The 23,551-nt window shown below is 68.0% G+C and carries 26 protein-coding genes and 1 pseudogene; 16 read left to right on the top strand and 11 right to left on the bottom strand.

The genetic code is table 11. The features are described 5' to 3' along the window. Positions 1–79: 79 nt before the first annotated feature. The 7 genes from Q7J39_RS00665 (at position 80) to leuB (ending at position 6,292) form a co-directional block, all read left to right on the top strand. Positions 80–1,057: an NAD(P)H-binding protein gene (locus Q7J39_RS00665; protein ID WP_304819421.1), complete on the top strand. Its 978-nt coding sequence runs from the start codon at positions 80–82 to the stop codon at positions 1,055–1,057. 79 nt (positions 1,058–1,136) lie between these two features. Continuing rightward, complete coding sequence (gene leuC, locus Q7J39_RS00660) at positions 1,137–2,564, top strand: 3-isopropylmalate dehydratase large subunit (protein ID WP_304819420.1); 1,428 nt, start codon at positions 1,137–1,139, stop codon at positions 2,562–2,564. Continuing rightward, entirely contained in the window at positions 2,561–3,418 is an 858-nt protein-coding gene (locus tag Q7J39_RS00655) for a VOC family protein (protein WP_304819419.1), read from the top strand. The genes leuC and Q7J39_RS00655 overlap by 4 nt, the downstream gene beginning before the upstream one ends. Before the next feature lie 11 nt (positions 3,419–3,429). Beyond that, on the top strand, positions 3,430–4,311 hold the full coding sequence (locus Q7J39_RS00650) for a hypothetical protein (RefSeq protein WP_304819417.1): 882 nt from the start codon (positions 3,430–3,432) through the stop codon (positions 4,309–4,311). Beyond that, complete coding sequence (gene leuD, locus Q7J39_RS00645; RefSeq protein WP_304819415.1) at positions 4,308–4,919, top strand: 3-isopropylmalate dehydratase small subunit; 612 nt, start codon at positions 4,308–4,310, stop codon at positions 4,917–4,919. Before Q7J39_RS00650 ends, leuD begins: the two co-directional genes overlap by 4 nt. Further along, entirely contained in the window at positions 4,916–5,218 is a 303-nt protein-coding gene (locus Q7J39_RS00640; RefSeq protein ID WP_304819413.1) for a putative quinol monooxygenase, read from the top strand. The genes leuD and Q7J39_RS00640 overlap by 4 nt, the downstream gene beginning before the upstream one ends. 21 nt (positions 5,219–5,239) lie before the next feature. Continuing rightward, on the top strand, positions 5,240–6,292 hold the full coding sequence (leuB, locus tag Q7J39_RS00635; protein ID WP_304819411.1) for a 3-isopropylmalate dehydrogenase: 1,053 nt from the start codon (positions 5,240–5,242) through the stop codon (positions 6,290–6,292). On the opposite strand, the gene Q7J39_RS00630 is transcribed toward leuB, so the two are convergent. After that, positions 6,289–6,888: a DUF6134 family protein gene (locus Q7J39_RS00630; RefSeq protein ID WP_304819409.1), complete on the bottom strand. Its 600-nt coding sequence runs from the start codon at positions 6,886–6,888 to the stop codon at positions 6,289–6,291. The two genes, leuB and Q7J39_RS00630, sit on opposite strands and share 4 nt — an antisense overlap. 94 nt (positions 6,889–6,982) lie before the next feature. On the opposite strand from Q7J39_RS00630, the gene Q7J39_RS00625 reads away from it, so the two are divergent. Continuing rightward, the gene (locus Q7J39_RS00625) at positions 6,983–7,393 is read left to right on the top strand and encodes an EVE domain-containing protein (protein WP_304819408.1); all 411 of its coding nucleotides are present in this window, start codon (positions 6,983–6,985) and stop codon (positions 7,391–7,393) included. A gap of 1 nt (position 7,394) precedes the next feature. Further along, positions 7,395–8,480, top strand: coding sequence for a hypothetical protein (locus Q7J39_RS00620; protein ID WP_304819406.1), 1,086 nt, complete (start codon positions 7,395–7,397; stop codon positions 8,478–8,480). Here the strand turns inward: Q7J39_RS00620 and Q7J39_RS00615 are convergent. Continuing rightward, on the bottom strand, positions 8,477–8,881 hold the full coding sequence (locus Q7J39_RS00615; RefSeq protein WP_304819405.1) for a PaaI family thioesterase: 405 nt from the start codon (positions 8,879–8,881) through the stop codon (positions 8,477–8,479). The two genes, Q7J39_RS00620 and Q7J39_RS00615, sit on opposite strands and share 4 nt — an antisense overlap. A 136-nt stretch (positions 8,882–9,017) precedes the next feature. Between Q7J39_RS00615 and Q7J39_RS00610 the strand changes: the two genes are divergently transcribed. Both Q7J39_RS00610 and rarD read left to right on the top strand, forming a co-directional pair. Then, a complete protein-coding gene (locus Q7J39_RS00610) occupies positions 9,018–10,055 on the top strand; it encodes an aspartate-semialdehyde dehydrogenase (protein WP_304819404.1) in 1,038 nt (345 codons plus the stop codon). Positions 10,056–10,186: 131 nt separating this feature from the next. After that, positions 10,187–11,095, top strand: a complete 909-nt coding sequence (rarD, locus tag Q7J39_RS00605) for an EamA family transporter RarD (protein WP_304819401.1) — start codon at positions 10,187–10,189, stop codon at positions 11,093–11,095. A 35-nt stretch (positions 11,096–11,130) separates the two neighbouring features. On the opposite strand, the gene Q7J39_RS00600 is transcribed toward rarD, so the two are convergent. From Q7J39_RS00600 to Q7J39_RS00585, 4 genes are all read right to left on the bottom strand, one after another. Continuing rightward, positions 11,131–12,255: a serine hydrolase domain-containing protein gene (locus tag Q7J39_RS00600; protein WP_304819487.1), complete on the bottom strand. Its 1,125-nt coding sequence runs from the start codon at positions 12,253–12,255 to the stop codon at positions 11,131–11,133. Then, positions 12,252–13,097, bottom strand: coding sequence for a bifunctional hydroxymethylpyrimidine kinase/phosphomethylpyrimidine kinase (locus Q7J39_RS00595; protein ID WP_304819399.1), 846 nt, complete (start codon positions 13,095–13,097; stop codon positions 12,252–12,254). The genes Q7J39_RS00600 and Q7J39_RS00595 overlap by 4 nt, the downstream gene beginning before the upstream one ends. A 121-nt stretch (positions 13,098–13,218) precedes the next feature. Then, complete coding sequence (gene ahcY, locus Q7J39_RS00590; protein ID WP_304819397.1) at positions 13,219–14,610, bottom strand: adenosylhomocysteinase; 1,392 nt, start codon at positions 14,608–14,610, stop codon at positions 13,219–13,221. Between the two features lie 97 nt (positions 14,611–14,707). Then, a complete protein-coding gene (locus Q7J39_RS00585) occupies positions 14,708–16,150 on the bottom strand; it encodes a CHAD domain-containing protein (RefSeq protein ID WP_304819395.1) in 1,443 nt (480 codons plus the stop codon). A gap of 60 nt (positions 16,151–16,210) precedes the next feature. On the opposite strand from Q7J39_RS00585, the gene bioB reads away from it, so the two are divergent. The 5 genes and pseudogenes from bioB (at position 16,211) to Q7J39_RS00555 (ending at position 19,881) form a co-directional block, all read left to right on the top strand. Further along, entirely contained in the window at positions 16,211–17,203 is a 993-nt protein-coding gene (gene bioB / locus Q7J39_RS00580; RefSeq protein ID WP_304819393.1) for a biotin synthase BioB, read from the top strand. A gap of 38 nt (positions 17,204–17,241) precedes the next feature. Beyond that, complete coding sequence (locus Q7J39_RS00575) at positions 17,242–17,619, top strand: MmcQ/YjbR family DNA-binding protein (RefSeq protein WP_304819391.1); 378 nt, start codon at positions 17,242–17,244, stop codon at positions 17,617–17,619. 78 nt (positions 17,620–17,697) lie between these two features. After that, complete coding sequence (locus Q7J39_RS00570) at positions 17,698–18,657, top strand: ABC transporter ATP-binding protein (RefSeq protein WP_370689971.1); 960 nt, start codon at positions 17,698–17,700, stop codon at positions 18,655–18,657. After that, positions 18,654–19,415: an ABC transporter permease gene (locus Q7J39_RS00565; RefSeq protein WP_304819387.1), complete on the top strand. Its 762-nt coding sequence runs from the start codon at positions 18,654–18,656 to the stop codon at positions 19,413–19,415. The genes Q7J39_RS00570 and Q7J39_RS00565 overlap by 4 nt, the downstream gene beginning before the upstream one ends. A gap of 167 nt (positions 19,416–19,582) precedes the next feature. After that, positions 19,583–19,881 (top strand): annotated as a pseudogene (locus tag Q7J39_RS00555) (GxxExxY protein). Between the two features lie 175 nt (positions 19,882–20,056). Here Q7J39_RS00555 and Q7J39_RS00550 read toward each other — a convergent pair. The 5 genes from Q7J39_RS00550 to Q7J39_RS00530 all read right to left on the bottom strand — a co-directional run bounded on the left by Q7J39_RS00550 (position 20,057) and on the right by Q7J39_RS00530 (position 23,500). Continuing rightward, entirely contained in the window at positions 20,057–20,329 is a 273-nt protein-coding gene (locus Q7J39_RS00550) for an HPr family phosphocarrier protein (protein WP_304819382.1), read from the bottom strand. Further along, positions 20,326–20,730 carry a PTS sugar transporter subunit IIA gene (locus tag Q7J39_RS00545; RefSeq protein ID WP_304819380.1) on the bottom strand — a complete coding sequence of 135 codons (405 nt, stop codon included), beginning with the start codon at positions 20,728–20,730 and terminating at the stop codon, positions 20,326–20,328. Before Q7J39_RS00545 ends, Q7J39_RS00550 begins: the two co-directional genes overlap by 4 nt. A 73-nt stretch (positions 20,731–20,803) precedes the next feature. Beyond that, complete coding sequence (locus Q7J39_RS00540) at positions 20,804–21,226, bottom strand: HPr kinase/phosphorylase (RefSeq protein ID WP_304819378.1); 423 nt, start codon at positions 21,224–21,226, stop codon at positions 20,804–20,806. Next, complete coding sequence (locus Q7J39_RS00535; RefSeq protein WP_304819376.1) at positions 21,223–22,824, bottom strand: stimulus-sensing domain-containing protein; 1,602 nt, start codon at positions 22,822–22,824, stop codon at positions 21,223–21,225. The genes Q7J39_RS00540 and Q7J39_RS00535 overlap by 4 nt, the downstream gene beginning before the upstream one ends. Beyond that, positions 22,793–23,500, bottom strand: a complete 708-nt coding sequence (locus tag Q7J39_RS00530) for a response regulator transcription factor (protein WP_304819374.1) — start codon at positions 23,498–23,500, stop codon at positions 22,793–22,795. Before Q7J39_RS00530 ends, Q7J39_RS00535 begins: the two co-directional genes overlap by 32 nt. Positions 23,501–23,551: the final 51 nt, after the last annotated feature.

Raw genomic sequence — 23,551 nt, 5'->3', positions numbered from 1 at the left:
TAGCTGAGTCACAGATATCCGCAATTTCGTCTGAGCTCCCCGGGGTCGATCTTGGCGTCGCTTCCAAGGAGATGGCGACATGGCGACTTCAGACAAGACCGCACTGGTGATTGGGGCGACGGGATCGGTGGGTGGCGAGGTCGCCGCCGCCCTGCTGGCCCATGGCTGGCATGTGCGCGGCCTGCATCGCGACCCGGCCCGGGCCGCCCGCGAGGCGGTGGATCTTGAGGCCGTCGAGTGGGTGAAGGGCGACGCCATGTCGGGCGCGGATGTCACGGCGGCGGCGCGCGGCGCGCGCGTCATCGTCCATGGCGCCAATCCGCCCGGCTACAAGAATTGGGCAGGCCTGGCCGTCCCGATGCTGGAGGCCACCATCGCGGCGGCCCAGGCGACGGGCGCGCGGATCATCTTCCCGGGCAATGTCTACAACTACGGCCCCGACGTCTTCCCGATGATGGCGGAGGACGCGCCGCAGAATCCCAGGACCCGCAAGGGCGCGATCCGGGTGGCGATGGAAAGGCGTCTGGCGACCGCCGGGGTGCGGACGATCATCGTCCGGGCCGGCGACTTCTTCGGCCCGGTCAGCGCCAGCTCCTTCCTGACCGAGGGCCTGGTGGCCAAGGACAAGCCGCTGAAGAGCGTCAGCTATCCCGGCCCCCGCGAGATCCGTCACGCCTGGGCCTATCTGCCCGACCTCGCCGAGACCATGGCCCGGCTGGCGGAGATCGAGGCGACCCTGCCGGACGTCGCGGCCTACCAGTTCGGCGGGCATCAGCTCACCGGCGACGAGATGATCGCGGGCCTGGAGCGGGTGGCGGGGCGCAGGCTTGTCGTGAAGCGCTTCCCGTGGCTGGCCCTGCGCGCCCTGGCGCCCTTCGTGGAGATGCTGCGCGAGCTCGTCGAGATGCGCTACCTCTGGGACAACACTGTCCTGCTGGACAACGCCAAGCTGGTGAAAACCCTCGGCGCGGAGCCCCACACCCCCCTCGAAACGGCGCTTAGGGTCGCGCTTCAGGGTCAAGGTTGCCTCCCAAGCGACCAAAAAGCCGCAGCCTGAGGCAAATCCTTGCGCGGCCTCGCGGGAATTCGTCGCGGGACGCTGGACTTACGCCCCCCTGCGACCCTACATGCCGCCCATGTCCGGCAAGACCCTTTATGACAAGATCTGGGACGCTCACGTCGTTGCGGAGCAAGACGGCGAGGCGATCCTCTATATCGACCTGCACCTGATCCACGAGGTGACGACGCCCCAGGCCTTCGCCGGCCTTCGCGCGGCGGGCCGCCCCGTGCGCCGTCCCGACCGCACGCTGGCGGTGGCCGACCACAATGTGCCGACCGAGGGCCAGGCGCTCGGCGTCGGCGCGGTGGCCGACGAGGAGGCGCGGCTGCAGCTCCAGACCCTGGAGCGCAACGTCAAGGACGCAGGCATCGAGTTCTTCCCGATGGGCGATATCCGCAACGGCATCGTCCACGTGGTGGGGCCTGAGCAGGGCCGCACCCAGCCGGGCATGACCATCGTCTGCGGCGACAGCCACACCTCGACCCACGGCGCCTTCGGGGCGCTCGCCCAGGGCATCGGCACCTCGGAGGTCGAGCACGTCCTGGCCACCCAGACCCTGCGCCAGAAGAAGTCGAAGAACCTGCGGGTCACCGTCAACGGGACGCCGGGTCCCGGCGTCGGCGCCAAGGACTTCGCGCTGGCCATCGTCGGCGTCATCGGCACGGCCGGCGGCACCGGCTCGGTGATCGAATATGCCGGCGAGGCGATCCGTGGCCTGTCCATGGAAGGCCGCATGACGCTGTGCAACCTGGCCATCGAGGCCGGGGCGCGGGCCGGTCTCGTGGCCCCCGACCAGACCACCTTCGACTACATGGTGGGCCGTCCGGCCACGCCGAAGGGCGCGGCCTGGGAGATGGCGCTGGCCCACTGGAAGACCTTCTTCACCGACGACAACGCGGTGTTCGACCGCGAGGTGGTGCTGGACGCCGCCGATATCGCCCCCACCGTCACCTGGGGCACCAGCCCTGAGGATGTGGTGGCGGTGACCGGAAACGTGCCGGCGCCCGAAAGCTTCGCCACCCCCGACAAGCGGATCTCCGCCGAGCGGGCCCTGGACTATATGGGCCTCACCGCTGGCCAGCCGATCACCGAGGCCAAGGTCGACGTGGTCTTCATCGGCTCCTGCACCAACAGCCGCATCGAGGACCTGAGGTCCGCCGCTGCTGTGGCCCAGCACGCCTTCCTAAACGGCCGCCTGGTGGCGCCCCACGTGCGGGCCATGGTGGTGCCGGGCTCGGGCCTGGTGAAGGAACAGGCGGAAGAAGAAGGCCTGGACGCCATCTTCAAGGCCGCGGGCTTCGACTGGCGCGAGCCGGGCTGTTCGATGTGCTTAGGGATGAACCCCGACCGCCTGGCGCCGGGGGAACGCTGCGCCTCGACCTCCAACCGCAACTTCGAGGGCCGCCAGGGCCGGGGCGGACGCACCCACCTGATGAGCCCGGCCATGGCCGCGGCCGCCGCCATCGCCGGCCACATCGTCGATGTCCGCGAGATGATGAAATGATCACCGGCCTGGATCACATCGCGCTCGCGGTGAACGATCTGGAGGCCACGGTGGCCGGCTATCGCGCCCTGTTGGGCCGCGAGCCCAACTGGATCGGCGGCGACGGCGGGGCGCGCCACGCCTGGTTCCAGCTGCCCAACATGGCGCTGGACGTCATCACCCCGCACGGTGAGGGCGCCTTCGGCGACACCATCCGCCAGCACCTGGCCGAGCACGGCGAGGGCATCTGGGCCATCGCCTTCACGGTGGAGAACGCCGAAGCCGCTCAGAAACTGGCCGAGCGCCGGGGCCTGCGCGGCTCCGTCCCCGGACCCACCCGCTCGACCCACGACGACGGCCGCAAGCGCTACTGGACCACCTCGGCCCTGAACGCTGCGGACACCGGCGGCCTCAACATCCTGCTGGTGGATCCGCCCCGCAGCGGCGAGCCCTGGCCGCTGTCGGCGCCTGTCGAAAGCGGGGCCTCGGCTGTCAGCGAGCTGGACCACGTGGTGATCAACACCGCCAATCCCGACCGGGCGCTCGCCATCTACGGCGCCAAGCTGAACCTCGACCTGCGCCTCGACCGTTCCAACGATCAGTGGGGCGTGCGCCAGCTGTTCTTCCGCTGTGGCACAGCCGTGGTGGAGATGGGCGCCAGCCTCAAGACCCCGGTGTCCGACGCCCCCGACCGCTTCGGCGGACTGGCCTGGCGGGTTACCGACGCCGACGCCGCCCGCGCCCGGATCGCCGCGGCCGGCTTCGACGTCTCCGAGGTGCGCACGGGCCGAAAGCCCGGCACCAAGGTCTTCACCCTGCGGTCCGGCGTGCCCTCGGCCCCGGCCCTGATCATCCAGCAAGGCGCGCCGCCGTGAGGTTTACGGCCTTGGCGCTCGCCGCACTTGGGTGCTCAGGTTCAGCTCTGGCGCAGGACCTGCCGGTTCACTTGGTTGACGGCGCGACTTGGACCATCACATCGCGCCGCGACACCCAGGCGACTGGTCCCGGTGGACTTGAGGTCGGGATCACTGTCGCGACAACCAAGAGCCTCATCTGGCATGCGCCTGATCGGCTGGTGGTCACGACCATATCAGCCGACGTTCAGCGCAAAGGTCCGCCGGAACTCCTTCCCGTTCAATCCCTCAGTGTTCCTGTGGACTTGGAGGTCGACGAATTTCTGACGCCCGTCAGCGTCCGCAACATGGGCGAGGTTGTGGCCGCGACGCGCTCTGAACTCCTAAAATCCGGGATGTCCGTTGAAACCTTGAACGACATCGTTGCGGAGAGCCCCGACTTTCTCAAGAGCGTGGCGATGGGGTTTATCACCCGTGATGTCGTCCTAATTTCTCGTGGGCAGGACGTGTTCTTCGAGGAGGGGCGCTCGACCTATTCGGAAGATCAGGCCCGAGCCACGGAGAACGGGCAACCAGTCACGTGGCACATCACCAATACACTGGACCTCTACGATCCAGCCGCTGGACGCGCTGTGTGGACTTGGAGCGAAGCGCCCGATCCCGCATCTCTACGAGACAGCTTGATTGAACGTGCGCGGAGAAAATCCCCGGAAAGCGTAGCTTCTGCTGAAGAGGCAGCAGCTCAGATGCACCCGAATTCTTTGCGGACCTGCCGAAGTGAGATCGACATTCGAAGCGGCTTCGCCGTGAAGATCGATTGCACCCAGTCCTCAGCCATGTCGTTTGACGACAAGACCATTCAGATGGTCGATCGCCACACAATCACCCAAACCCTGCCTGAGACGACCCGATGAAAGCCTTCACCAAGCTCGATGCGCGCATGGCCCCGCTGACCATGGCCAATATCGACACCGACCAGATCATCCCCAAGCAGTTCCTCAAGACCGTCGAACGCGAGGGCCTGGGCCGCGGGCTGTTCTACGACTTCCGCTTCGATGAGCAGGGGGTGGAGAAGACCGACTTCGTCCTGAACCGCCCGGAGTACAAGGGCGTCGGCGTCCTGGTGGCCGGCGACAATTTCGGCTGCGGCTCCAGCCGCGAGCATGCGCCCTGGGCCCTGCTGGACTTCGGGATCAGCTGCGTGATCTCCACCTCCTTCGCCGACATCTTCTACAACAACTGCTTCCAGAACGGCCTGCTGCCGGTGGTGCTGAAACCCGAAGAGGTCCAGGCCCTGATGGAGGAGGCCAAGGGTGGCAACCACGTGGTCACCGTCGACCTGGCGGCCCAGACCGTGGTCTCGCCCTCGGGCGCGGCCTTCAGCTTCCAGATCGACCCGCAGCGCAAGGCCAAGATGCTCCAGGGCCTGGACGCCATCGGCGAGACCCTGACCGCCGCCCTGGACATCGACGTCTATGAGAGCAAGCGGGCGCTGTCCGAGCCCTGGCTGGAACGGGCGTGAGCGTCATCATCGCCGGGACCGTCCGCGTCCCGCCGGAGAACCTCGAAGCCTTCCGGCCGCACATGCTGGCCATGCTGGCGGCCAGCCGCGCCGAGGACGGCTGCCTTGAATACTCCTACGCCCAGGACGTCGCCGACCCCGGCCTGATCCGGGTCTATGAGGCCTGGCGCGACCAGGCCGCCATCGAAGCCCACTTCCAGCAGCCGCACATGGCGACGTGGCGGGCGTCCTGGCCCCAGTTCGGTGTTGGCGACCGCAGGCTCTTCGCCTACGAGACCGCTTCCGAGCGCGCGCTTTAAGTTCTCTCCAAGGCTTCCGACATGACCGACCTCCTCCTCCTGCCGGGCGACGGCATCGGACCCGAAGTGACCGCCCAGGTGCGCCGCGTGGTGGTGGCCCTCGCCCCCGACCTGAAGGTCGAGGAGCGGCTGTTCGGGGGTTCGAGCTATGACGCCCACGGAACCCCGCTGACCGACGAGGCGCTGGCCACCGCCAAGGCGTCGCGCGCCGTGCTGATGGGCGCGGTCGGCGGCCCGCAGTGGGCCGGGGTTCCCCGCGACAAGCGGCCCGAGGCCGGCCTGCTGGCCCTGCGCGCCGGCATGGAGGTGTTCGCCAACCTGCGCCCGGCCCTGTGCTTCCAGCCGCTCGCCGATGCGTCGAGCCTCAAGCGCGAGGTGGTGGAGGGCCTGGACTTCATGATCGTCCGGGAGCTGACCGGCGGCATCTATTTCGGCAGCCCGCGCTTCATCGAGGACCTGCCCGGTGGCGGCAAACGGGCCGTCGACACCCAGGTCTACACCACCGCCGAGATCGAGCGGGTGGCCCGCGTCGCCTTTGAACTGGCCCGCGGCCGCCGCAACAAGGTGACCTCGGCTGAGAAGTCCAACGTGATGGATTCAGGCCTGCTCTGGCGCCAGGTGGTCACCGACCTGCACGCCCGCGACTACGCCGATGTCGAGTTGGAGCACATCCTGGCCGACAACGCCGCCATGCAGATCGTCAAGAACCCCAAGCAGTTCGACGTCATGGTCACCGACAACCTGTTCGGCGACATTCTGTCGGACATCTCGGCCCAACTGACCGGCTCGCTCGGCATGCTGCCTTCGGCCGCCCTTGGCGTGTCTGGCAAACCGGGCCTCTATGAGCCGATCCACGGCTCGGCGCCGGATATCGCCGGCCAGGGCCTGGCCAACCCGCTGGCCGCCATCCTGTCCTTCGAGATGGCCCTGCGCTGGTCGTTGGACCGCACCGACCTGGCCGACCAGCTCTACGCCGCCGTCAACAAGGCGCTGGAAAACGGCGCCCGCACCCGCGACCTGGGCGGCGCGCTCACCACCGTCCAGATGGGCGACGCGGTGCTGGCGGCGCTCTAAAGGCGCCGGTACTCGATCCGCGAGCCGTCCTCGAGCTTGCCCTTCAGGGCGGTCCACACCCCGGCCTCGTCATAGAAGTCGTCGATCTCGGCCTCGCCGCGCACGGTCCAGTGGCTGGCGCTGACCTTGCGGGCGGTGACCTTCAGCAGCTTGCCCTCCTGGGGGTTGAACAGGGGGCCTGAAAAGACCTCCGGGTTCCAGTGGGTGAAGGGGCGCACGCCGGCCGGGCCCGTGATCCTGCCCTTGGCGGTCTCGATGATCACGCCGGTCTCGGTGCGCCGCGCGGAGACCCGCTCGGCCTTGCCGCCCGAATCGGTGGTGGTTTCCAGGCTGGCGAAGCGGCCGCCGCTCCAGCGCTCCACGGCGTGATGGCGATAGCGGAACACCGGCACCGGGCCGAGCTTCACGGTCATTCGGACATCGGTGGTCACCGTGGGGGAGGCGGGGTCGCCCGTGAAGCTCATCACATGCTCGCCGATCTTCGTCCCGTTGCGCAGCACGCTGAAGGTCAGCCGGCGGGCGACGGGTGTGGCGGCGAGGGCCAGGGCCGGGAGGGCGGCCAGGCCGCCGGCGAGCAGGAGGCGTCGATCGATCATGCCTGACCTACGCTGAAAACAGGCGCCTGGATGCGCCTTGCCAAGCGCCACCGCGGACGGCGATATCTTGGCGAAGATCCGAGGGAATGCGCCGATGGCCCACTGGCTGATGAAGTCCGAGCCCAACAAGTTCAGCTATGACGACCTGGTCCGCGACGGGAAGACCGTCTGGGACGGGGTGCGCAACAACCAGGCGGCCCTCTATCTCAAGGCCATGCAGGTCGGCGACGAGGCCTTTTTCTACCACTCGCAGATCGGCCTGGAGGTAGTGGCGATCGCCAGGGTGGTGCGCGAGGCCTTCCTCGATCCCAGCGACCCGGCGGGCCGCTTCGTGGCCGTGGAGGTGGCGCCGGTGCGCAAGCTCAAGCAGCCGGTGAGCCTGGCCCAGATGAAGGCCAATCCGGCCCTGGCCGAGATGAAGATGTTCGAGCAGTTCCGGCTCTCGGTCTGTCCCGTCGAGCCGGCCGAATGGACGGCGATCCTGGCGATGGCCGGCGAGGCGTAGGATGGGCCGGCTCTGGGCGGTGCTCGGTCTGTGCCTGGCGCTCGCCGGGGCCGCTCGGGCCCAGCCGGTCGAGCCGCCGCCGGTCGTCTCGCCCGCCCCGCCGCTCGCCTGGGCGCAAGCCGCCTCGCTGATGACCCGGCTGCTGGAGACCGCCGCCCCCTCCAGCCTAGCGGTCTACACCAGCGTGGCCGGAGACAGGGACCGGCAGGGCCTGTCGGTCGGCGCCCTGCAATGGAACTTCGGCCAGGGGACCGTCGCCGACCTGATCGAGGGCGTCCCCGACGCCGACGCCCTGGCCGCGGCCGCCATGCCCTTCCACGGCGCGGACTTCATCCGCTACGCGCGGCTATCGCGCGATCCGCTCACCCGGCCCGAGGCTCTGGCCTGGGCGCGGTCGGTGCAGACCGATGGCGTGATCGATCGGGCCTTCGCCCTCGAGCTGGAGGGCTTCCTGGCGGAACCTGCGGTGATCGCCGCCCAGGATGCGGGCGAAGAGGTGTTTCGCGCCTCGGCCTGGAACCTGGCGGCCAAATGGTCGGCCAATCTGCAGGGCCGGTCCCAGCCACGCTTTGCGGAATACGCCTTCTTCCACGACATGCGGGTTCAGGCCGGCGCCCGCTACCTGGCGGAGATCGAGGCGGTGATGGCCAAGCTCGCCACCTCAAAGGCCGGCGAGACGCGGGATGTGGACTTCATCTCGCGGGCCCGGACCGGGGCGGCCTTCGTGTCGATGAAGAACGACGTGCCTTGCCAGGTCCCGAGCGCCAAGCGTCCCAGGCTGGCGGCGGGCCACGTCTGGGATGGCCAGGCCAACTGCGCCCTCTGGCGCACGATGATCATGGACGGCGAAACCCAGGGCGCCGACCGCGAACTGCTCGTCCTGGCCTTCCTGCGGGCCTATGTCGGCTCCGACGAGTTCGCGGTGAACCTCTTCAACCGCAAGGGCCTGTTCGCCACCGGGCGGGGTTTGGCCAATGGCCGGTCCTGCGACTTCCGGCTCCTTTTCGCGGCGTTGGACGCCGGGGAGTCCGTGACCGCCGATCAGGTGTCGGGCGCCTGCCGCGCGCCGAAGCCCGGCAAGAGCTAGGCGGGGGGCTTTTCCGCCAGGGCCACGGTCATCTGGGTCTGGATGACGATGGCCACCAGCTTGCCGTCCTCGCCGGTGATCCGGGTCTGCCAGACGCTGGAGGACCGGCCGACGTGCAGGGCGGTCGCCTCGCCGGTCACCGTGGTCCCCTCCTTGGCCGAGCCCACGAAGTTGGTCTTGCTCTCGATGGTCGTGGTCCGCGATCCCGCCGGCAGGTTCAGGAAGCCCCCCACCGCCCCCAGCGCGTCGGCGAAGGCCATGATCGCCCCGCCGTGCAGGATGTGGCCGGAGGTGCAGAGATCGGGCCGCACCTGCAGCTTTCCGATCACCTTCTCCTTGGAGGGGTCGGTGATCTGCACCCCCATCAGGTTGGCGAAGGGCATGCCGGTGTCTTGGGCCATGGGGTTTCCTCAGGTCGCGTGCGTTTCTTGGCGTGACCTTAGCCTGCTTCGCGCGCGGCAAAAGCGCCGTCCAGCTTGCGATTTCGGGCCTGCGAGCGTAACGGAACGCTCCGCTTGAAGATCAGGAGAGACCCCGATGGGCTATCGCGTAGCCGTCGTCGGCGCCACGGGTAATGTGGGCCGCGAAATGTTGAACATCCTTGAGGAAGTTCAATTCCCCATCGACAAGATTCACGCCATCGCCAGCCGCAAGTCGATCGGCGTCGAGGTCTCGTTCGGCGAGAAGATCATCAAGTGCCAGGACGTCGAGCAGTTCGACTTCTCCACCGTCGATGTCGTGCTGATGAGCGTGTCCGGGACCTTCTCCAAGGAGTGGTCGCCGAAGATCGGCGCCGCCGGCCCCATCGTCATCGACAATTCCTCGGCCTTCCGGATGGACCCCGACGTCCCCCTGGTGGTGCCGGAGGTGAACCCCGACGACGTGACCTGGGCGCACAGGAAGAACATCATCGCCAATCCCAACTGCTCCACCGCCCAGCTGGTGGTGGCGCTCAAGCCGCTGCATGACCGGGCGAAGATCAAGCGAGTGGTGGTCTCGACCTACCAGTCGGTCTCCGGGGCCGGCAAGGAGGGCATGGACGAGCTGTTCGACCAGACCAAGAACGTCTTCGTGCTGGGCGCCACCCCGCCCAAGAAGTTCCCCAAGCAGATCGCCTTCAACGTCATCCCCTTCATCGGCGCCTTCCAGGATGACGGCTACACCGACGAAGAGCAGAAGATGTGGAACGAGACCCACAAGATGATCGACCCGGCCATCAAGCTGACGGTCACCTGCGTGCGGGTGCCGGTCATGGTCGGCCACTCCGAGGCGGTGAACATCGAGTTCCACGAACACCTCGACGAGGACGAGGCCCGCGACCTGCTGCGCGAAAGCCCCGGCGTGATCGTCATCGATAGCCGCAACGACCAGGGCTACATGACCCCCAAGGAAGCCCAGGGCGAGTTCCCGGTCTTCGTCAGCCGCATCCGCAACGACACCACCGTCGAGCACGGCCTGAACCTCTGGGTCGTGGCCGACAACCTCCGCAAGGGCGCCGCCCTCAACGCCGTGCAGATCGCCCAGCTGCTGCACGAGCGCGGCCTGATCAAGACCAAGGCCATCGCCAGCGCCTAAGGCGAACTCGGCTTCGGCCCAGGATTCCTGGGCCGAAGTCGCCAGCTGTCGCGCGATTGGGCCTTGTCCGAAGCCCCGCCCGTCCTAGGTGGGGAACCCGCAACAAGCTGACGCTTCGAAAGTCCGTCGCCGTGACCCAGCCCGCCTCGATCGACCGCACGGCGCTGGGGGCGGGGGTCCTCTGCTACTTCATCTGGGGGTTCGTGCCCCTGGCGTTCCAGGCCATCGGCCAGCTCGGCGTCGGTCCCTGGGAGACCCTGGCCCACCGCACCATCTGGGGCGCGCCCACGGCGCTGATCTTCGTGCTGCTCGCCAGCCAGTGGACCCAGGTGGTGGGCGTGTTCCGCCAGCCCAGGGTGCTGGCCTGGCTGGCCCTGTCGGCGGGCCTGATCGCGGTCAACTGGATGGTCTTCATCTGGGCGGTGAATTCCGGCCGGGTGCTGGAATCCAGCCTCGGCTACTACATCACCCCGCTGATCAACATGGCGGCCGGGACCCTGCTGTTCCGCGAGCGCATGGACCGCATCGGCGTCGCCGCCATCGTGCTCGCGGTGGTGGGCGTCGTGATCCAGGCGGTCGCGCTGGGCCACCTGCCCCTGGTCTCCCTGGCGCTCGCCCTCTCGTTCGGCGGCTACGGCGTGGTGCGCAAGCAGGTGGCGGCCGACGCCCAGACGGGGCTGTTCATCGAGTGCCTGCTGCTGGCCGTGCCCAGCTTCTTCTTCGTGCTGTGGCTGGAGGGCCAGGGCGGCGGCCACTTCCTGGCCTCGCCGGCCACCATCGTCTGGCTGATCGCCTCGGGGCCGATCACCGCGGTGCCCCTGGTGCTGTTCGCCTGGGCCGCGCGGCGCATACCGCTCTCCTTCATGGGCTTTCTGCAGTTCATCGGCCCCACCATCGCCTTCGTGATCGGCGTGACCCAGGGCGAGGCCTTCACCCCGCTGCGGGCGATCTCCTTCATCTTCATCTGGGGCGGGGCGGCGGTCTTCACCTACGGCGCCTGGCGCCACAGCCGCGCCCTGCCGAGCCCGGTGGTGGCCTAAAGACTTTCCTGCCCCGTTTACGGGGCAGGAAAAGATCAGAGCGACCCGTAGGCCGCCTCGATCAGCGCCCTGGGCCGGTGGTCGCCGATCAGGTCGGTGGACTGGCGGTTCATCACATAGGCGCCGGCCAGACCCGTCTGCGGGTCGGCGAATACGCAGGAGCCGCCCCAGCCGGAGTGGCCGAAGGTCTGTTCGCCGGGTCCCCAGACCTTCACCGGGGCGTTGCGCATGAAGCCCGCGCCCCAGCTCATCTCGAAGGGCAGGACCAGGTCCTGGCCACCTATGCGTTCGCGGGCCGCCTCGGCGATCAGGGCCGGCGACAGGATCACCTCGCCGTCCAGCCAGCCGTCATTGGCCAGGGCCCCGAACAGGCGAGCCAGCGCCAGGGCCGTGGCATGGCCGTTGGCCGAGGGGATCTCGGTGCGCCGCCACTCGGCCTGGCCGCGGCCGCCGGCCGAGGACCAAGGGGTGAGGAAGGCCGCCCGGGTGGCCTCGTTGATCTCGCCGAACTTCGCCGGGCCATTGGGGCGCTGCATGTCGGCGGCGCGGCCATGCTCGGCGTCCGGCAAACCGATCCACAGGTCGAGCTCGAAGGGGACGGCCAGGTCCTGGCGAAGGGCCGTTCCCATGGTCCTGCCATCCACCCGGCGGAAGATCTCGCCCGCCAGATAGCCGAAGGTCACCGGATGATAGCCGCTGGCGGTTCCCGGCGGCCATAGGGGCGCCATGGCGGCCAGCCTGGCGCAGATGGCGTCCCAGTCGAACCACAGGGACGGCTCCATGGGCTCGGGGAAGCCTGAGAGGCCCGCCTGGTGGCTCATGGCCTGCTCGACGGTGATGGCGGCCTTGCCGGCCTGGGCGAACTCCGGCCAGACGCTGGCGACGGTCTGGCCGTAGTCCAGCTTTCCGGCGTCCACCAGCCGGGCGATCAGCAGGGCGGCGATGGCCTTGGTGCTGGAGAAGATGGCGGTCAGGGTCTTGTCGTCGAAGGCCCGGGTGCGCTGGCGGTCGGCGTAACCCGCCCAGAGATCGACGATCGTCTCGCCGCCGTGCACCAGGGAGAACCGCGCGCCCAGTTCCTCGCCCTTGGCGAAGTTGGCCTCGAAGGCTTCCCGGACCGCGAAGAAGGCCGGGGCGCAGGTTCCGAAGATCTCGGTCAGATCAGCCGCTCCATGCGCACGGTGGGCGAGGCGGCCTTCAGCCGCTGGGCCATGGCCACGATGGGCAGTTCGGCGGCGTTCCAGATCTGGGCGGCGCTGATGGTCTCGGCCACCCCGCCCACGGCGCGGGCCAGGGCGTAGGAGGTGGTCAGGCCGTCGATCAGGGCCGCGCCGAACAGGGCCGACAGCAGGTCGCCGGTGCCCTTGGGCGCGGAGTCGGCGCGGGGATGGGCGGCCAGCCAGGCTTCCTTCTTGTCGGCATAGATCACCCCGATCTCACCGCCGCGCTGCACCGAGGAGACCATGACCGGGCGGCCCAGAAGGCGGGCGGCGTGCAGGGCCTGGGTGGGGTCGCGGGTCTCGGCCCCGGTCATCCGCTGCAGCTCCCAGGCGTTGGGGGCGACGATGTCGGCGCGGGGAACCAGGTCGCCGATCACCGCCTCTGCCACGTCGGCGGCCACATAGAGGCCCTTGCCGGCGTCACCGATGGTGGGATCGACGATGATGATCGGCTTGCGCACGCCAACTTCCCGCGGGGCGGCGCGCACGGCGTCGATGGCGCGGGCCGCGGCGCGGACCTGGGCGGCGGTGGCGAAGTAGCCGGTCAGCACCAGGTCGGTCTGGGCGAACAGGCCATTGGCCTCGATCCCGTCCAGTATCCCCTCGATGGCTTCCACCGGCACGGAGGCCCCGCCGGGGGCGCCCCAGCCCGGATGGCGGCCATAGAGGACCGTGGGCACGACCATGGTGTCGATGCGGAAGGGCGCCAGGGCCTGGGCCTGGGCGGTCCCGCCGACACGGCTGGCGGCGACATGACTGGAGATGACGAGCGCGAGCGGCATGGCCGGTTTGTTAGCCGAGCCCTCAAGGCGGCGCTAGCACAGAACGAAAACGTCATCCCCGGCGCTTGGGGGGCTCGGCGGACTGGAGAAACGCCGGCGCCGGGGATGACGAAGGGGAAGCCTAGTAGCGGTAGTGGTCCGGCTTGAACGGACCGGTCTCGGGCACGCCGATATAGTCGGCCTGGTCCTTGGAGAGCGTGGTCAGCTTGGCGCCGAGCTTGCCCAGGTGGAGCATGGCCACCTTCTCATCGAGGTGCTTGGGCAGGGTATAGACCTTGGTTTCGTACTTGGCGCCATTGGTCCACAGCTCAAGTTGGGCGAGCGTCTGGTTGGTGAAGGAGGCGCTCATCACGAAGCTGGGGTGGCCCGTGGCGTTGCCCAGGTTCACCAGGCGGCCTTCCGACAGCAGGATGATCTTCTTGCCGTCGGGGAACTCGACGTGGTGGACCTGATCCTTGATCTTGTCCCACTTGAAGTTCTTCAGGCCCGCGACTTGGATCTCGCTGTCGAAGTGGCCGATGTTGCAGACGATGGCGTTGTTCTTCATCTGCCGCATGTGGTCGACGGTCAGAACGTCCTTGTTGCCCGTCGCGGTGACGAAGATGTCGGCCTTGTCGGCGACGTCTTCCATGGTCTGGACCTCATAGCCCTCCATGGCGGCCTGCAGGGCGCAGATCGGGTCGATCTCGGTGACGATGACCCGGGCGCCGCCGTTGCGCAGCGAGGCGGCCGAGCCCTTGCCCACGTCGCCATAGCCCAGGACCACGGCGACCTTGCCCGAGAGCATGACGTCGGTGCCGCGGCGGATGGCGTCCACCAGGCTCTCACGGCAGCCGTAGAGGTTGTCGAACTTGGACTTGGTGACGCTGTCGTTGACGTTGATGGCCGGGAACGGCAGCTCGCCGCGTTCCGACATCTGGTACAGGCGGTGCACGCCCGTGGTGGTCTCTTCCGACACGCCCTTGCAGGCGTCGCGGATGCCCGAATAGAAGCCGGGCTTCTCCTTGATGTAGCGCTTCATCACCGCGAACAGGGCTTCTTCTTCCTCGTTCTGCGGGTTGGCCAGGACGCTGATGTCCTTCTCGGCCTTGGGGCCCAGCACGCAGAGCAGGGTGGCGTCGCCGCCGTCGTCGAGGATCAGGTTCGGGTAGCCGCCGTCATGCCATTCGAAGATGCGGTGGGCGTATTCCCAATATTCCACCAGGTTCTCGCCCTTGATGGCGAAGACCGGGGTGCCGGCGGCGGCGATGGCCGCGGCGGCGTGGTCCTGGGTGGAGAAGATGTTGCACGAGGCCCAGCGGACTTCGGCGCCCAGGGCTTCCAGGGTCTGGATGAGCACGGCGGTCTGGATGGTCATGTGCAGGGACCCGGCGATGCGGGCGCCCTTCAGCGGCTGGGCCTTGCCGAACTCGGCGCGCACGGCCATCAGGCCCGGCATTTCGGTCTCGGCGATCTCGATTTCCTTGCGACCGAAGTCGGCGAGGGTGATGTCTTTCACGACATAGTCGGTCATCAGGGCTTCCTGTCGGCGCAAATGCAATTGCGGGCTCTATAGCCGCGCCCGCACAAGCCTGCAACAAACATATAAAGATGTCTTTATATGACGTGGTTTACCGCCAGAAAGGCTTGGCCTGGGCCAGGGTCTTCATCTGCCTGGCGGCCTGCTTCAGGGCCCGGGGCCGTTTGGCCTCCCGCGCCGACAACAGTTCGCGGGCGGCCGGAGAGTCGGTGGGCGCCAGCCTGGCCACCAGGGTCTGGGCCACGGCGGCGTCGTTCAGCGCGCCCAGGGTGTCCTGCAGGGCCTTCATCTTCTTGAGGAACCGGCGGCCGGGCTCGGCGGCGAACAGGGGGGCGAAGGCCTCGGCGGCGTAGCGGAGCTTCTTGGCGGCGATCCGCACCCTGTGGCGCCCGGCGTCGTCCAGGCCCTTCACGTCGTGGCCCAGCTTCAACAGGGTCTTCCAGCGCCGGTCGAGGGCCTTGGCGGCGAAGTCGCGGGCCGACCTGTGGCCGGGCGCGGTCTGGCGCCAGGCGCCGGTCTCCACCCAGGCCGTAGTCTCCAGCACCAGGTCGCGGAACCGCTTGGACGACACGGCGGCGCAGGCCTTGGCGTGAGCCTCTGCCCGGGCGGCCGCGACCTTGGGCGCCAGGGGCGCCTTTTCGCCGGCGATCTGCAGGTTGTCGTTACTGAACACGTCCAGGTCTCGGGCGTCGTCGCAGGCCCTCGACAGCCACTTCAGTTCGGCCTTCAGGCCCCGTGTCCCCGCGTCCTGCGCCACCGTCTTGAAGGTGCTCATGGCGCTGCGCAGGCGGCGGACGGCGACGCGCAGCTGGTGCAGGGCGTCCTCGCTGTCGGTCTCCCGCAGCACAACCCCGTTGGCGGCGATCTGGACAAGGGCGTTGCGGGCGATGGTCTGGAAGGCCTCGCCGGTGGTCCCCCCGCGCCGCAGCGGCGCCTTGTCGTGGCGGCGCGGCTCGTGCCGGGTTCCCGTCATCAGGGCTTGCCCCTGGGACGCCTTGCCGTCGAAGGACAGGTAGAGCGGCGCGGTCACCGAAAGTTGACGGGCCAGCGCGAACAGCGCCGCCGGATCGCCGGACTTCAGCTCCAGCTCCAGTTCGCAGAGGCGGCGCTGCTGGTCGCCGGCGGTGATCTCTCCCTGGTCCAGGGCCAGCTCGATCTCGGCGCCCTCATAGGTGAAGGTCCGCTGCTGGCGCGTCACGCGCACGGTGAAGACCGGCGCCAAGGCCTTGCGCTGGGCGGGTTTCAGAGCCGCCTTCACCGCCGGCATGGTCAGGTCCAGCGCCTCGCCGGCGATCCTGGCCTCGTGCTCCTCGCGGGCGAAACCGTCGCCCCGCTTCAGAGTCTGCACCCGCTTGCCGCTGCTTTCCCGCAGCCGCAGCGAGATGTGGGCGGCCTTCAGGCGCCCGTCGGGGGTGTCAAAATAGATGGCGGTGAGCTGCTTGGTTTCCGCAGCGCCCACCGGGGCCGCGGCCAGCAGGGCGGCGACATCCTGCGGCTCGCACAGGAACTTCAACTCGATCTCGTCGGCGCCCATGCGCTACATGCTCCTCGTCGCCCGACTCAAAGCGGGGCGCCCAGACCCGAGGAGTGCACCATGAACGCCCCCTTCAACGCCGTCCTTGATGAAACGCAACCGCGGCACGATTGGTCGCTCACCGAGGTCGAGGCGCTGTTCGAGCTGCCCTTCATGGACCTGGTGTTCCGCGCCGCGCAAGTCCACCGGATGTGGTTCGATCCCACCGAGGTGCAGCTCTCCCAGCTGCTCTCGGTGAAGACCGGCGGCTGCCCCGAGAACTGCGGCTATTGCAGCCAGTCCCAGCACTTCAAGACCGCCACCACCGCGTCGAAGCTCCTGGACGCCGGCGCCGTCATCGCCGCCGCCACCGAGGCCAAGGCCGGCGGGGCGCAGCGCTTCTGCATGGGCGCCGCCTGGCGCGACCTGAAGGACCGCGACGTGCCCAAGGTGGCCGAGATGATCGCCGGGGTGAAGGCGCTCGGTCTCGAGACCTGCGCGACGCTGGGCATGCTGACCCGCGATCAGGCCCAGTCCCTGAAGGACGCCGGCCTCGACTACTACAACCACAACCTCGACACCGGACCCGACTATTACGACAAGGTGGTCACCACGCGGACCTACCAGGACCGCCTCGACACCCTGGAGGCCGTGCGTTCGGTGGGGATGAGCACCTGCTGCGGCGGCATCGTCGGCATGGGCGAGACCCGCCGTGACCGCGCCGGCCTGTTGCACACCCTGGCCACCCTGCCGGCCCATCCCGACAGCCTGCCCATCAACGACCTGATGCCGATCCCCGGCACGCCGCTGGGGGATTCCACCCCGGTGGACGGCATCGAGTTCGTCCGCATGATCGCCGTGGCCCGCATCCTCTGCCCCAAGACCGTGGTGCGGCTCTCGGCCGGCCGCGAGCATATGAGCCGTGAACTGCAGGCCCTGTGCTTCCTGGCCGGCGCCAATTCGATGTTCATCGGCGGCAAGCTGCTGACCACCGCCAACCCGGACAAGGACACCGACGCCGCCCTGATGGCCGACCTCGGCCTGCGGCCCATGACCATGGGCGTCTCGGCCTAGGACTTTGCAGCGGGCATGGCGGTGCTAGATTTGCCGCCATGCCCACGCCGCGCCAACAGGCCGAAGCCGAACTGACCGCCTACGCCCTGAGCCTGCCGGAGACCGATCTCGCGCCGGGCTGGAGCGACACCCGCTACCTGCGGGTGCGGGGCAAGGGGTTCGCGGTGTTCGGCGACAAGGGCGAGGCCCTGACGATCACCCTCAAGCTGCCGATCTCCTACGAGATGGTCCAGCACCTGCCCTTCGTGCGGCAGGGCTCGCCCTGGTATCACCAGCACAGATGGGCCATCGCCCACTTCGGGCCCGAGGACGACATCCTGGCCGAGCGCGATACTTTGAAGGCCTGGCTGCGTCAGAGCTATGTCGCCATGGCGCCCAGGGCGCTCGGGCGGCTGCTGACAGAATCCGGCGCCTGACCGATTAAACCTTGGCCGATGTCGGCCCGGACGAGCCTTATTCGTCCTGCGGACTCGCTTGACCATCCGCCCGCGCCTATCTGCGGAAACCCCAACGCCCCCGGAGCCCGCGTGCAGCCGATCATATCCGTGAAGGGTCTCTCCAAGACCTATGCCGGGGGCTTCCAGGCCCTGAAGACCATCGACCTGGAGATCCGCAAGGGCGAGATCTTCGCCCTGCTGGGGCCCAATGGCGCCGGCAAGACGACGCTGATCAGCATCATCTGCGGCATCGTCAATCCGAGCTCGGGCCAGGTCCTGGCCGATGGCCACGACATCGTCGCCGACTATCGCGCCGCCCGGGGCAAGATCGGCCTGGTGCCGCAGGAGCTTTCCACCGACGCCTTCGAGAGCGTCTGGGACACGGTGAAGTTCAGCCGCGGCCTGTTCGGCAAGGCGCCCAACCCGGCCTATATCGAGAAGATCCTTCGCGACCTCTCCCTTTGGGACAAGAAGGCCGAGAAGATCATGGCCCTGTCCGGCGGCATGAAGCGCCGGGTGATGATCGCCAAGGCGCTCTCCCACGAACCGCAGATCCTGTTCCTCGACGAACCCACCGCGGGCGTCGATGTCGAGCTGCGCCGGGACATGTGGGAGATGGTCCGGGGCCTGCGCGAGAGCGGCGTCACCATCATCCTGACCACCCACTATATCGAGGAGGCCGAGGAGATGGCCGACCGCATCGGGGTGATCAGTGGCGGCCAGCTGATCCTGGTGGAGGACAAGGACGTCCTCATGCGCAAGCTGGGCAAGAAGCAGCTGACCCTGCACCTGCAGGAGCCCCTCAAGGCCCTGCCCAAGGAGCTGGCCGGCGAACCGCTGGAGCTGTCGGCCGACGGCGCCGAGCTGGTCTACACCTTCGACACCCAGAGCCAGGAGACCGGCATCGCCGACCTGCTGCGCCGGCTGGCGAAGCACGGCATCGACTTCAAGGACCTCCAGACCAGCCAGAGTTCGCTGGAGGAAATCTTCGTCAGCCTGGTGAGGACCCCGCGATGAACCTGCATGCGATCCGCGCCATCTACCACTTCGAGCTGGCTCGCACCTGGCGCACGGTGCTGCAGTCCATCGCCTCGCCGGTGATCTCGACGTCCCTGTATTTCATCGTCTTCGGCTCGGCGATCGGCTCGCGGATGACGCAGATCGACGGCATCAGCTACGGCGCCTTCATCGTGCCTGGCCTGATCATGCTGTCGATCCTGACCGAGAGCATCTCCAACGCCTCCTTCGGCATCTACATGCCCAAGTGGTCGGGCACGATCTACGAGGTGCTGTCGGCGCCCATCTCCCCCATCGAGATCGTCATCGGCTATGTGGGGGCCGCGGCCACCAAGTCGGTGATCCTGGGGCTGATCATCCTGGCCACGGCCAGGCTCTTCGTGCCCTTCACCATCGCCCACCCCTTCGTGATGATCGCCTTCCTGGCCCTGACGGCGGTGACCTTCTGCCTGTTCGGCTTCGTCATCGGCATCTGGGCCGACGGCTGGGAGAAGATGCAGATCGTGCCGATGATGATCGTCACGCCGCTGACCTTCCTGGGCGGCAGCTTCTATTCCATCAGCATGCTGCCGCCGATCTGGCAGAAGATCACGCTGTTCAACCCGGTGGTCTATCTGGTCTCCGGCTTCCGCTGGGCGTTCTACGACAAGTCCGACGTCAGCGTCGGCGTCAGCCTCGCCGCCACCTTCGGCTTCATGCTGCTCTGCCTGGCGGCCATCACCTGGATCTTCAAGACCGGCTACAAGCTGAAGACGTAGTCTCAAGGTGGCGCTAGCTTGGCCGCGCCGGTGAGCTGAGCGCGAAGAAGAATGGTCCACGAACCACACGAACCACAGGAACGGGCGCTCTATCCGGATGAGGTGTTTGCGATCCAAGGCGCATCTTCGAGGTCAATCGCGAGCTTGGCGCCGGCTTCTTGGAGGCCGTGTACCAAGAAGCCCTGAGCATCGAGTTTGAGGCGCGGGGATACCGTTCGCCGCTTCTCGGCCTTTGAGCCTGACCTACAAGGGGCAGCCGCTGAAGCAGACCTATGTTCCGGACTTCGTCTGCTTTGGGACGGTCATCGTCGAGATCAAAGCTCTCCGGGAGTTCGCGCCCGAGCATCGGGCGCAGGTCCTGAACTACCTGAAGGCTTCCGGCATGCGCCTAGAGCGCGTCAGGGTTAAGTGGAACCCGGTTAACCCGCCCGACGCGCTCTATCTCTTTGAATTAGAGCCATTTTGAACGGGTCAGATGATTCCATCTGACCCTAAAAGGCTCTAGGTCTGCTCGTGAACTTCGGCGCGATGCCAAAGGCCCGCATCGAGCGCTTCGTCCTCTGAACCCGTTCGTGTGGTTCGTGTGGTTCGTGGTCGATCTTCTTGCGGCCGTTATCGCGACCGCAGCCTGGCAAACGACCCTACTCGCCCTCGTCGAACCGGTTGGCCACCAGTTGGGCCAGGGCGTCGAGGGCGGGTTCGGCTTCGGAGCCTTGGGCCTGGATCTCGATGCAGCAGCCGGGGCCGGCGGCCAGCATCATCAGGCCCATGATCGAGCGCGCGTCGACGGTCGAGCCGTCCTTGGAGACCGTCACCTCGGCGTCGAAGGTCGAGGCCATCTTCACGAACTTGGCCGAGGCCCGCGCATGCAGGCCCCGCTTGTTGATGATTTCGACCGAGCGGCTCGCCGTCATTTCTCGCCGGCCAGCACGTAGGAGGCGACGGAGATGTACTTGCGGCCGGCCTCCTGGGCGTGGGCCACGCAGTCCTGCAGCGGCAGCTTGGTGCGCACGCTGGCCAGCTTGATCAGCATCGGCAGGTTCAGGCCCGCGATCACCTCGGCCTTGGTCTGCTCCATGACGGAGATGGCCAGGTTCGACGGCGTGCCGCCGAACATGTCGGTGAGCAGGATGACCCCGTCGCCGATGTCCACGCGTCCGCAGGCCGCCAGGATGTCCTGACGACGCTTTTCCATGTCGTCCTCGGGCCCGATGCAGATGGCGGCCACCGCGGTCTGCGGGCCGACCACATGCTCCATGGCGAAGACGAATTCCTCGGCCAAGCGCCCGTGTGTGACGATCACGAGGCCGATCATGCCAACTCTCTCAACGGGAATCCCCACCCGGCTGCGGCGAAACGCCGGCCGCGAGGCCGCCTAGATACGCTCCTTATTGTCCGCCTCCAAGATGTCGTAACGCGCGACTCAGTTTCGCAGGCGCCGAGGACTCAAGCAGCGCGAGAGTGAGAACCGGTATCCTCAACCCGAAGTCATCGGTGAAGGCCGGTTCCGGGATGCGGTCAGGGGTTCCGGCGCGGACGCAGAGGCTGATGCGGCTCCAGGCCAGGGCGGACGCTGGCAGGACATCAACGCCACGCACCTCGATCCTGCCGGCCAGGGTTTCCGGCGCCCGCCCATAGAGGCGGCCGCCGCTGATCCACAGCTCCACCCGATCGTCGGCCACCAGGGCGAAGCCCTGGTCCAGGCAGCGCAGGGCCAGGTCGCTCTTGCCCGCGCCCGAGGGCCCCTCGATCAGGACGCCGCGCCAGCCGCCGCCCATGAAGGCGGCGATCAATCCGGCGTGATGGATCACCGCCGCGCCTCGGGCAGCACCACGGTGAAGCGGGCGCCCGCCGCCTGACCGTCCGGCCCCATCCGGTTCTCCGCCTGGATGGTCCCGCCCTGGGCCGCGACGATCTGCCGGGCGATGGAGAGGCCGAGGCCGGAATTGCCGCCGAAGGCCGCGCCCTTGGGCCGCGAGGTGTAGAACCGCTCGAACACGGTCTCCAGGTTGTCAGGCGGAATGCCGGGCCCGTCGTCCTCCACGGCGATGGTCGCCTCGCCCTTGTTGCGCTCCAGGCTGACCCGCACCTCGCCGCCGGGCGGGCTGAAGGAGCGGGCGTTGTCCACCAGGTTGCGGAACACCTGGCCCAGCGGCCCCTCTCGGCCCGACACCAGGATCGGCTCCAGCACGTCGGGCGGGGCATAGGCCACGGTGGCTTCGCCGGGCTTGGCGGTGTCCTGGTAGAGCTGCGCGACCTCGCCGATCAGGTGGCCCAGGTCGAAGGCCTTGGGGTCCTCCCGCGACAGCTCGGCGTCCAGCCGCGAGGCGTTGGAAATGTCGGTGACCAGCCGGTCCAGGCGGGTGACGTCCTGCTGCAGGATGTTCAGCAGCCGCGCCTGGGCGACGGGGTCCTTCACCAGTTCCAGGGTCTCCACCGCCGAGCGCAGGGAGGTGAGCGGGTTCTTGATCTCGTGGGCCACATCGGCGGCGAACCGCTCGATGGCGTCCATCCGCTCGGAGAGCACATGGGTCATGTCCTGCAGCGACCGGGTCAGGTCCCCCAGCTCGTCGTCGCGCTTGGCGATGTCGGGCAGGGAGATGGAGCGCGCCCGGCTCAGCCGCACCCGGTCGGCGGCGCGCGCCAGGCGGCGGACCGGCTGGGCGATCAGGTTGTTGAGCAGCAGGGAGGAGGCGAGCGTCACGCCGATGGCGATCAGGATGAAGGGGATCAGGGCCACCCGCTCGCGGGCGATGATCTCGTCGACGTCGCTGGCTTCCAGGGTCAGCACGCCGAGCACCGCCTGGACGTGCTGGATGGGGATGGAGACCGAGACCACCCGCTCGCCGTCGTCCCCGGCCCGCAGGCCCGACCAGTGCTTGCCGTCCAGGGCCTGGGCCACCTCGAAGGCGAGCGCCTTCTGCACGCCGGGCTGCGGGGCCGGCGGCTTGCGGGGCGGGTTGAGCTGCAGGGAGAAGCCCGGGGCGTCGTCGCGGGCCCGGGCCGGCGGCAGCACCTTCCACTCCACCCGGTCGGCCACCCAATAGCTGTCGGCGATCAGCCGGCCCTTGCTATCAAACAGCCGCGCCCGCTGGGTGCGCGGGTTGGAGAGCAGCTGCAGGATCTGGCTGGCATAGGCGGCGTCCATGGCCGGCAGGGGTTCGCCCACCGTGGCGGCCTGGTCGATGATGGTCGCCATCAGCTCGCCCTGGGTGGTCAGGCTGTCGATGCGGGCGTTCACCAGCCCGCGTCGCAGCTCGTTCAGCACCAGGGCCCCGGAGATCAGGATCGTCAGGCCCAGCAGGTTGAGCACGATGATGAGCCGCCCCAGGCGCGAGCCTGGCAGCCAGCTGAACCACGAGGACAGCCGTCCCGGGTCAGGTCTCGCGGTATCGGTATCCGACGCCATAGAGGGTCTCGATGCCGTCGAACTCAGGGTCGACCTCGCGGAACTTCTTCCGCATGCGCTTGATGTGGCTGTCGATGGTCCGGTCATCGACATAGACCTGATCGTCGTAGGCGGCGTCCATCAGGTTGTCGCGGCTCTTCACGAAGCCGGGCCGCTGGGCGAGGCTCTGCAGCAGCAGGAACTCGGTCACCGTCAGCTTCACCGGGCGGCCTTCCCACAGGCAGTCGTGGCGGGCGGGGTCGAGGGTCAGCTTGCCGCGCTTCAAGGCGCGCGCGCTGGCGTCGCCGGGGGTGGCCAGCGCCTCCTCGGCGTCGGCCCCGGCGCGGCGCAGCACCGCCTTCACCCGCTCGATCAGCAGGCGCTGGCTGAACGGCTTGTGCATGTAGTCGTCGGCGCCCAGGTTGAAGCCGAGGATCTCGTCGATCTCCTCGTCCTTCGAGGTCAGGATGATCACCGGCAGGTCCGAGGTCCGGCGCAGGCGGCGCAGCACCTCCATGCCGTCCATGCGGGGCATCTTCACGTCGAGGATGGCGAGGTCCGGCGGATCGTTCTCCAGCGCCGCCAGGCCCGCGGCGCCGTCAAAATACGCCTTCACGGTATGGCCGTGGCTTTCGAGGGCGAGGCTGACCGACGTGACGATGTTTTCGTCGTCGTCCACCAGGGTGATCTTGGCCATGATCGGGAATGAAATCCTTGCGTAAGCGTCGGTGAAGCTAGTCGGCCTTCA

The organism is Phenylobacterium sp. (assembly GCF_030651185.1).
In the GTDB taxonomy this organism is placed as follows: Bacteria; Pseudomonadota; Alphaproteobacteria; order Caulobacterales; family Caulobacteraceae; genus Phenylobacterium.
The sequence above is the reverse complement of the archived record's forward strand: the minus strand, read 5'-3'. Positions and strand labels throughout refer to the sequence as shown.

What these genes read in the sequence shown, in the direction of transcription:
- Q7J39_RS00595 (WP_304819399.1), bottom strand. Translation starts at nt 13,097, where the DNA reads ATGCCGCTCGCGCTCGTCATCTCCAGTCATGTCGCCGCCAGCCGTGTC.
- leuB (WP_304819411.1), top strand. Translation starts at nt 5,240, where the DNA reads ATGACCGACCTCCTCCTCCTGCCGGGCGACGGCATCGGACCCGAAGTG.
- bioB (WP_304819393.1), top strand. Translation starts at nt 16,211, where the DNA reads ATGAACGCCCCCTTCAACGCCGTCCTTGATGAAACGCAACCGCGGCAC.
- ahcY (WP_304819397.1), bottom strand. Translation starts at nt 14,610, where the DNA reads ATGACCGACTATGTCGTGAAAGACATCACCCTCGCCGACTTCGGTCGC.
- Q7J39_RS00630 (WP_304819409.1), bottom strand. Translation starts at nt 6,888, where the DNA reads ATGATCGATCGACGCCTCCTGCTCGCCGGCGGCCTGGCCGCCCTCCCG.
- Q7J39_RS00565 (WP_304819387.1), top strand. Translation starts at nt 18,654, where the DNA reads ATGAACCTGCATGCGATCCGCGCCATCTACCACTTCGAGCTGGCTCGC.
- Q7J39_RS00585 (WP_304819395.1), bottom strand. Translation starts at nt 16,150, where the DNA reads ATGGGCGCCGACGAGATCGAGTTGAAGTTCCTGTGCGAGCCGCAGGAT.
- Q7J39_RS00575 (WP_304819391.1), top strand. Translation starts at nt 17,242, where the DNA reads ATGCCCACGCCGCGCCAACAGGCCGAAGCCGAACTGACCGCCTACGCC.
- Q7J39_RS00535 (WP_304819376.1), bottom strand. Translation starts at nt 22,824, where the DNA reads ATGGCGTCGGATACCGATACCGCGAGACCTGACCCGGGACGGCTGTCC.
- Q7J39_RS00655 (WP_304819419.1), top strand. Translation starts at nt 2,561, where the DNA reads ATGATCACCGGCCTGGATCACATCGCGCTCGCGGTGAACGATCTGGAG.
- Q7J39_RS00665 (WP_304819421.1), top strand. Translation starts at nt 80, where the DNA reads ATGGCGACTTCAGACAAGACCGCACTGGTGATTGGGGCGACGGGATCG.
- Q7J39_RS00620 (WP_304819406.1), top strand. Translation starts at nt 7,395, where the DNA reads ATGGGCCGGCTCTGGGCGGTGCTCGGTCTGTGCCTGGCGCTCGCCGGG.
- Q7J39_RS00615 (WP_304819405.1), bottom strand. Translation starts at nt 8,881, where the DNA reads ATGGCCCAAGACACCGGCATGCCCTTCGCCAACCTGATGGGGGTGCAG.
- Q7J39_RS00530 (WP_304819374.1), bottom strand. Translation starts at nt 23,500, where the DNA reads ATGGCCAAGATCACCCTGGTGGACGACGACGAAAACATCGTCACGTCG.
- leuC (WP_304819420.1), top strand. Translation starts at nt 1,137, where the DNA reads ATGTCCGGCAAGACCCTTTATGACAAGATCTGGGACGCTCACGTCGTT.
- Q7J39_RS00625 (WP_304819408.1), top strand. Translation starts at nt 6,983, where the DNA reads ATGGCCCACTGGCTGATGAAGTCCGAGCCCAACAAGTTCAGCTATGAC.
- Q7J39_RS00550 (WP_304819382.1), bottom strand. Translation starts at nt 20,329, where the DNA reads ATGACGGCGAGCCGCTCGGTCGAAATCATCAACAAGCGGGGCCTGCAT.
- Q7J39_RS00610 (WP_304819404.1), top strand. Translation starts at nt 9,018, where the DNA reads ATGGGCTATCGCGTAGCCGTCGTCGGCGCCACGGGTAATGTGGGCCGC.
- Q7J39_RS00545 (WP_304819380.1), bottom strand. Translation starts at nt 20,730, where the DNA reads ATGATCGGCCTCGTGATCGTCACACACGGGCGCTTGGCCGAGGAATTC.
- leuD (WP_304819415.1), top strand. Translation starts at nt 4,308, where the DNA reads ATGAAAGCCTTCACCAAGCTCGATGCGCGCATGGCCCCGCTGACCATG.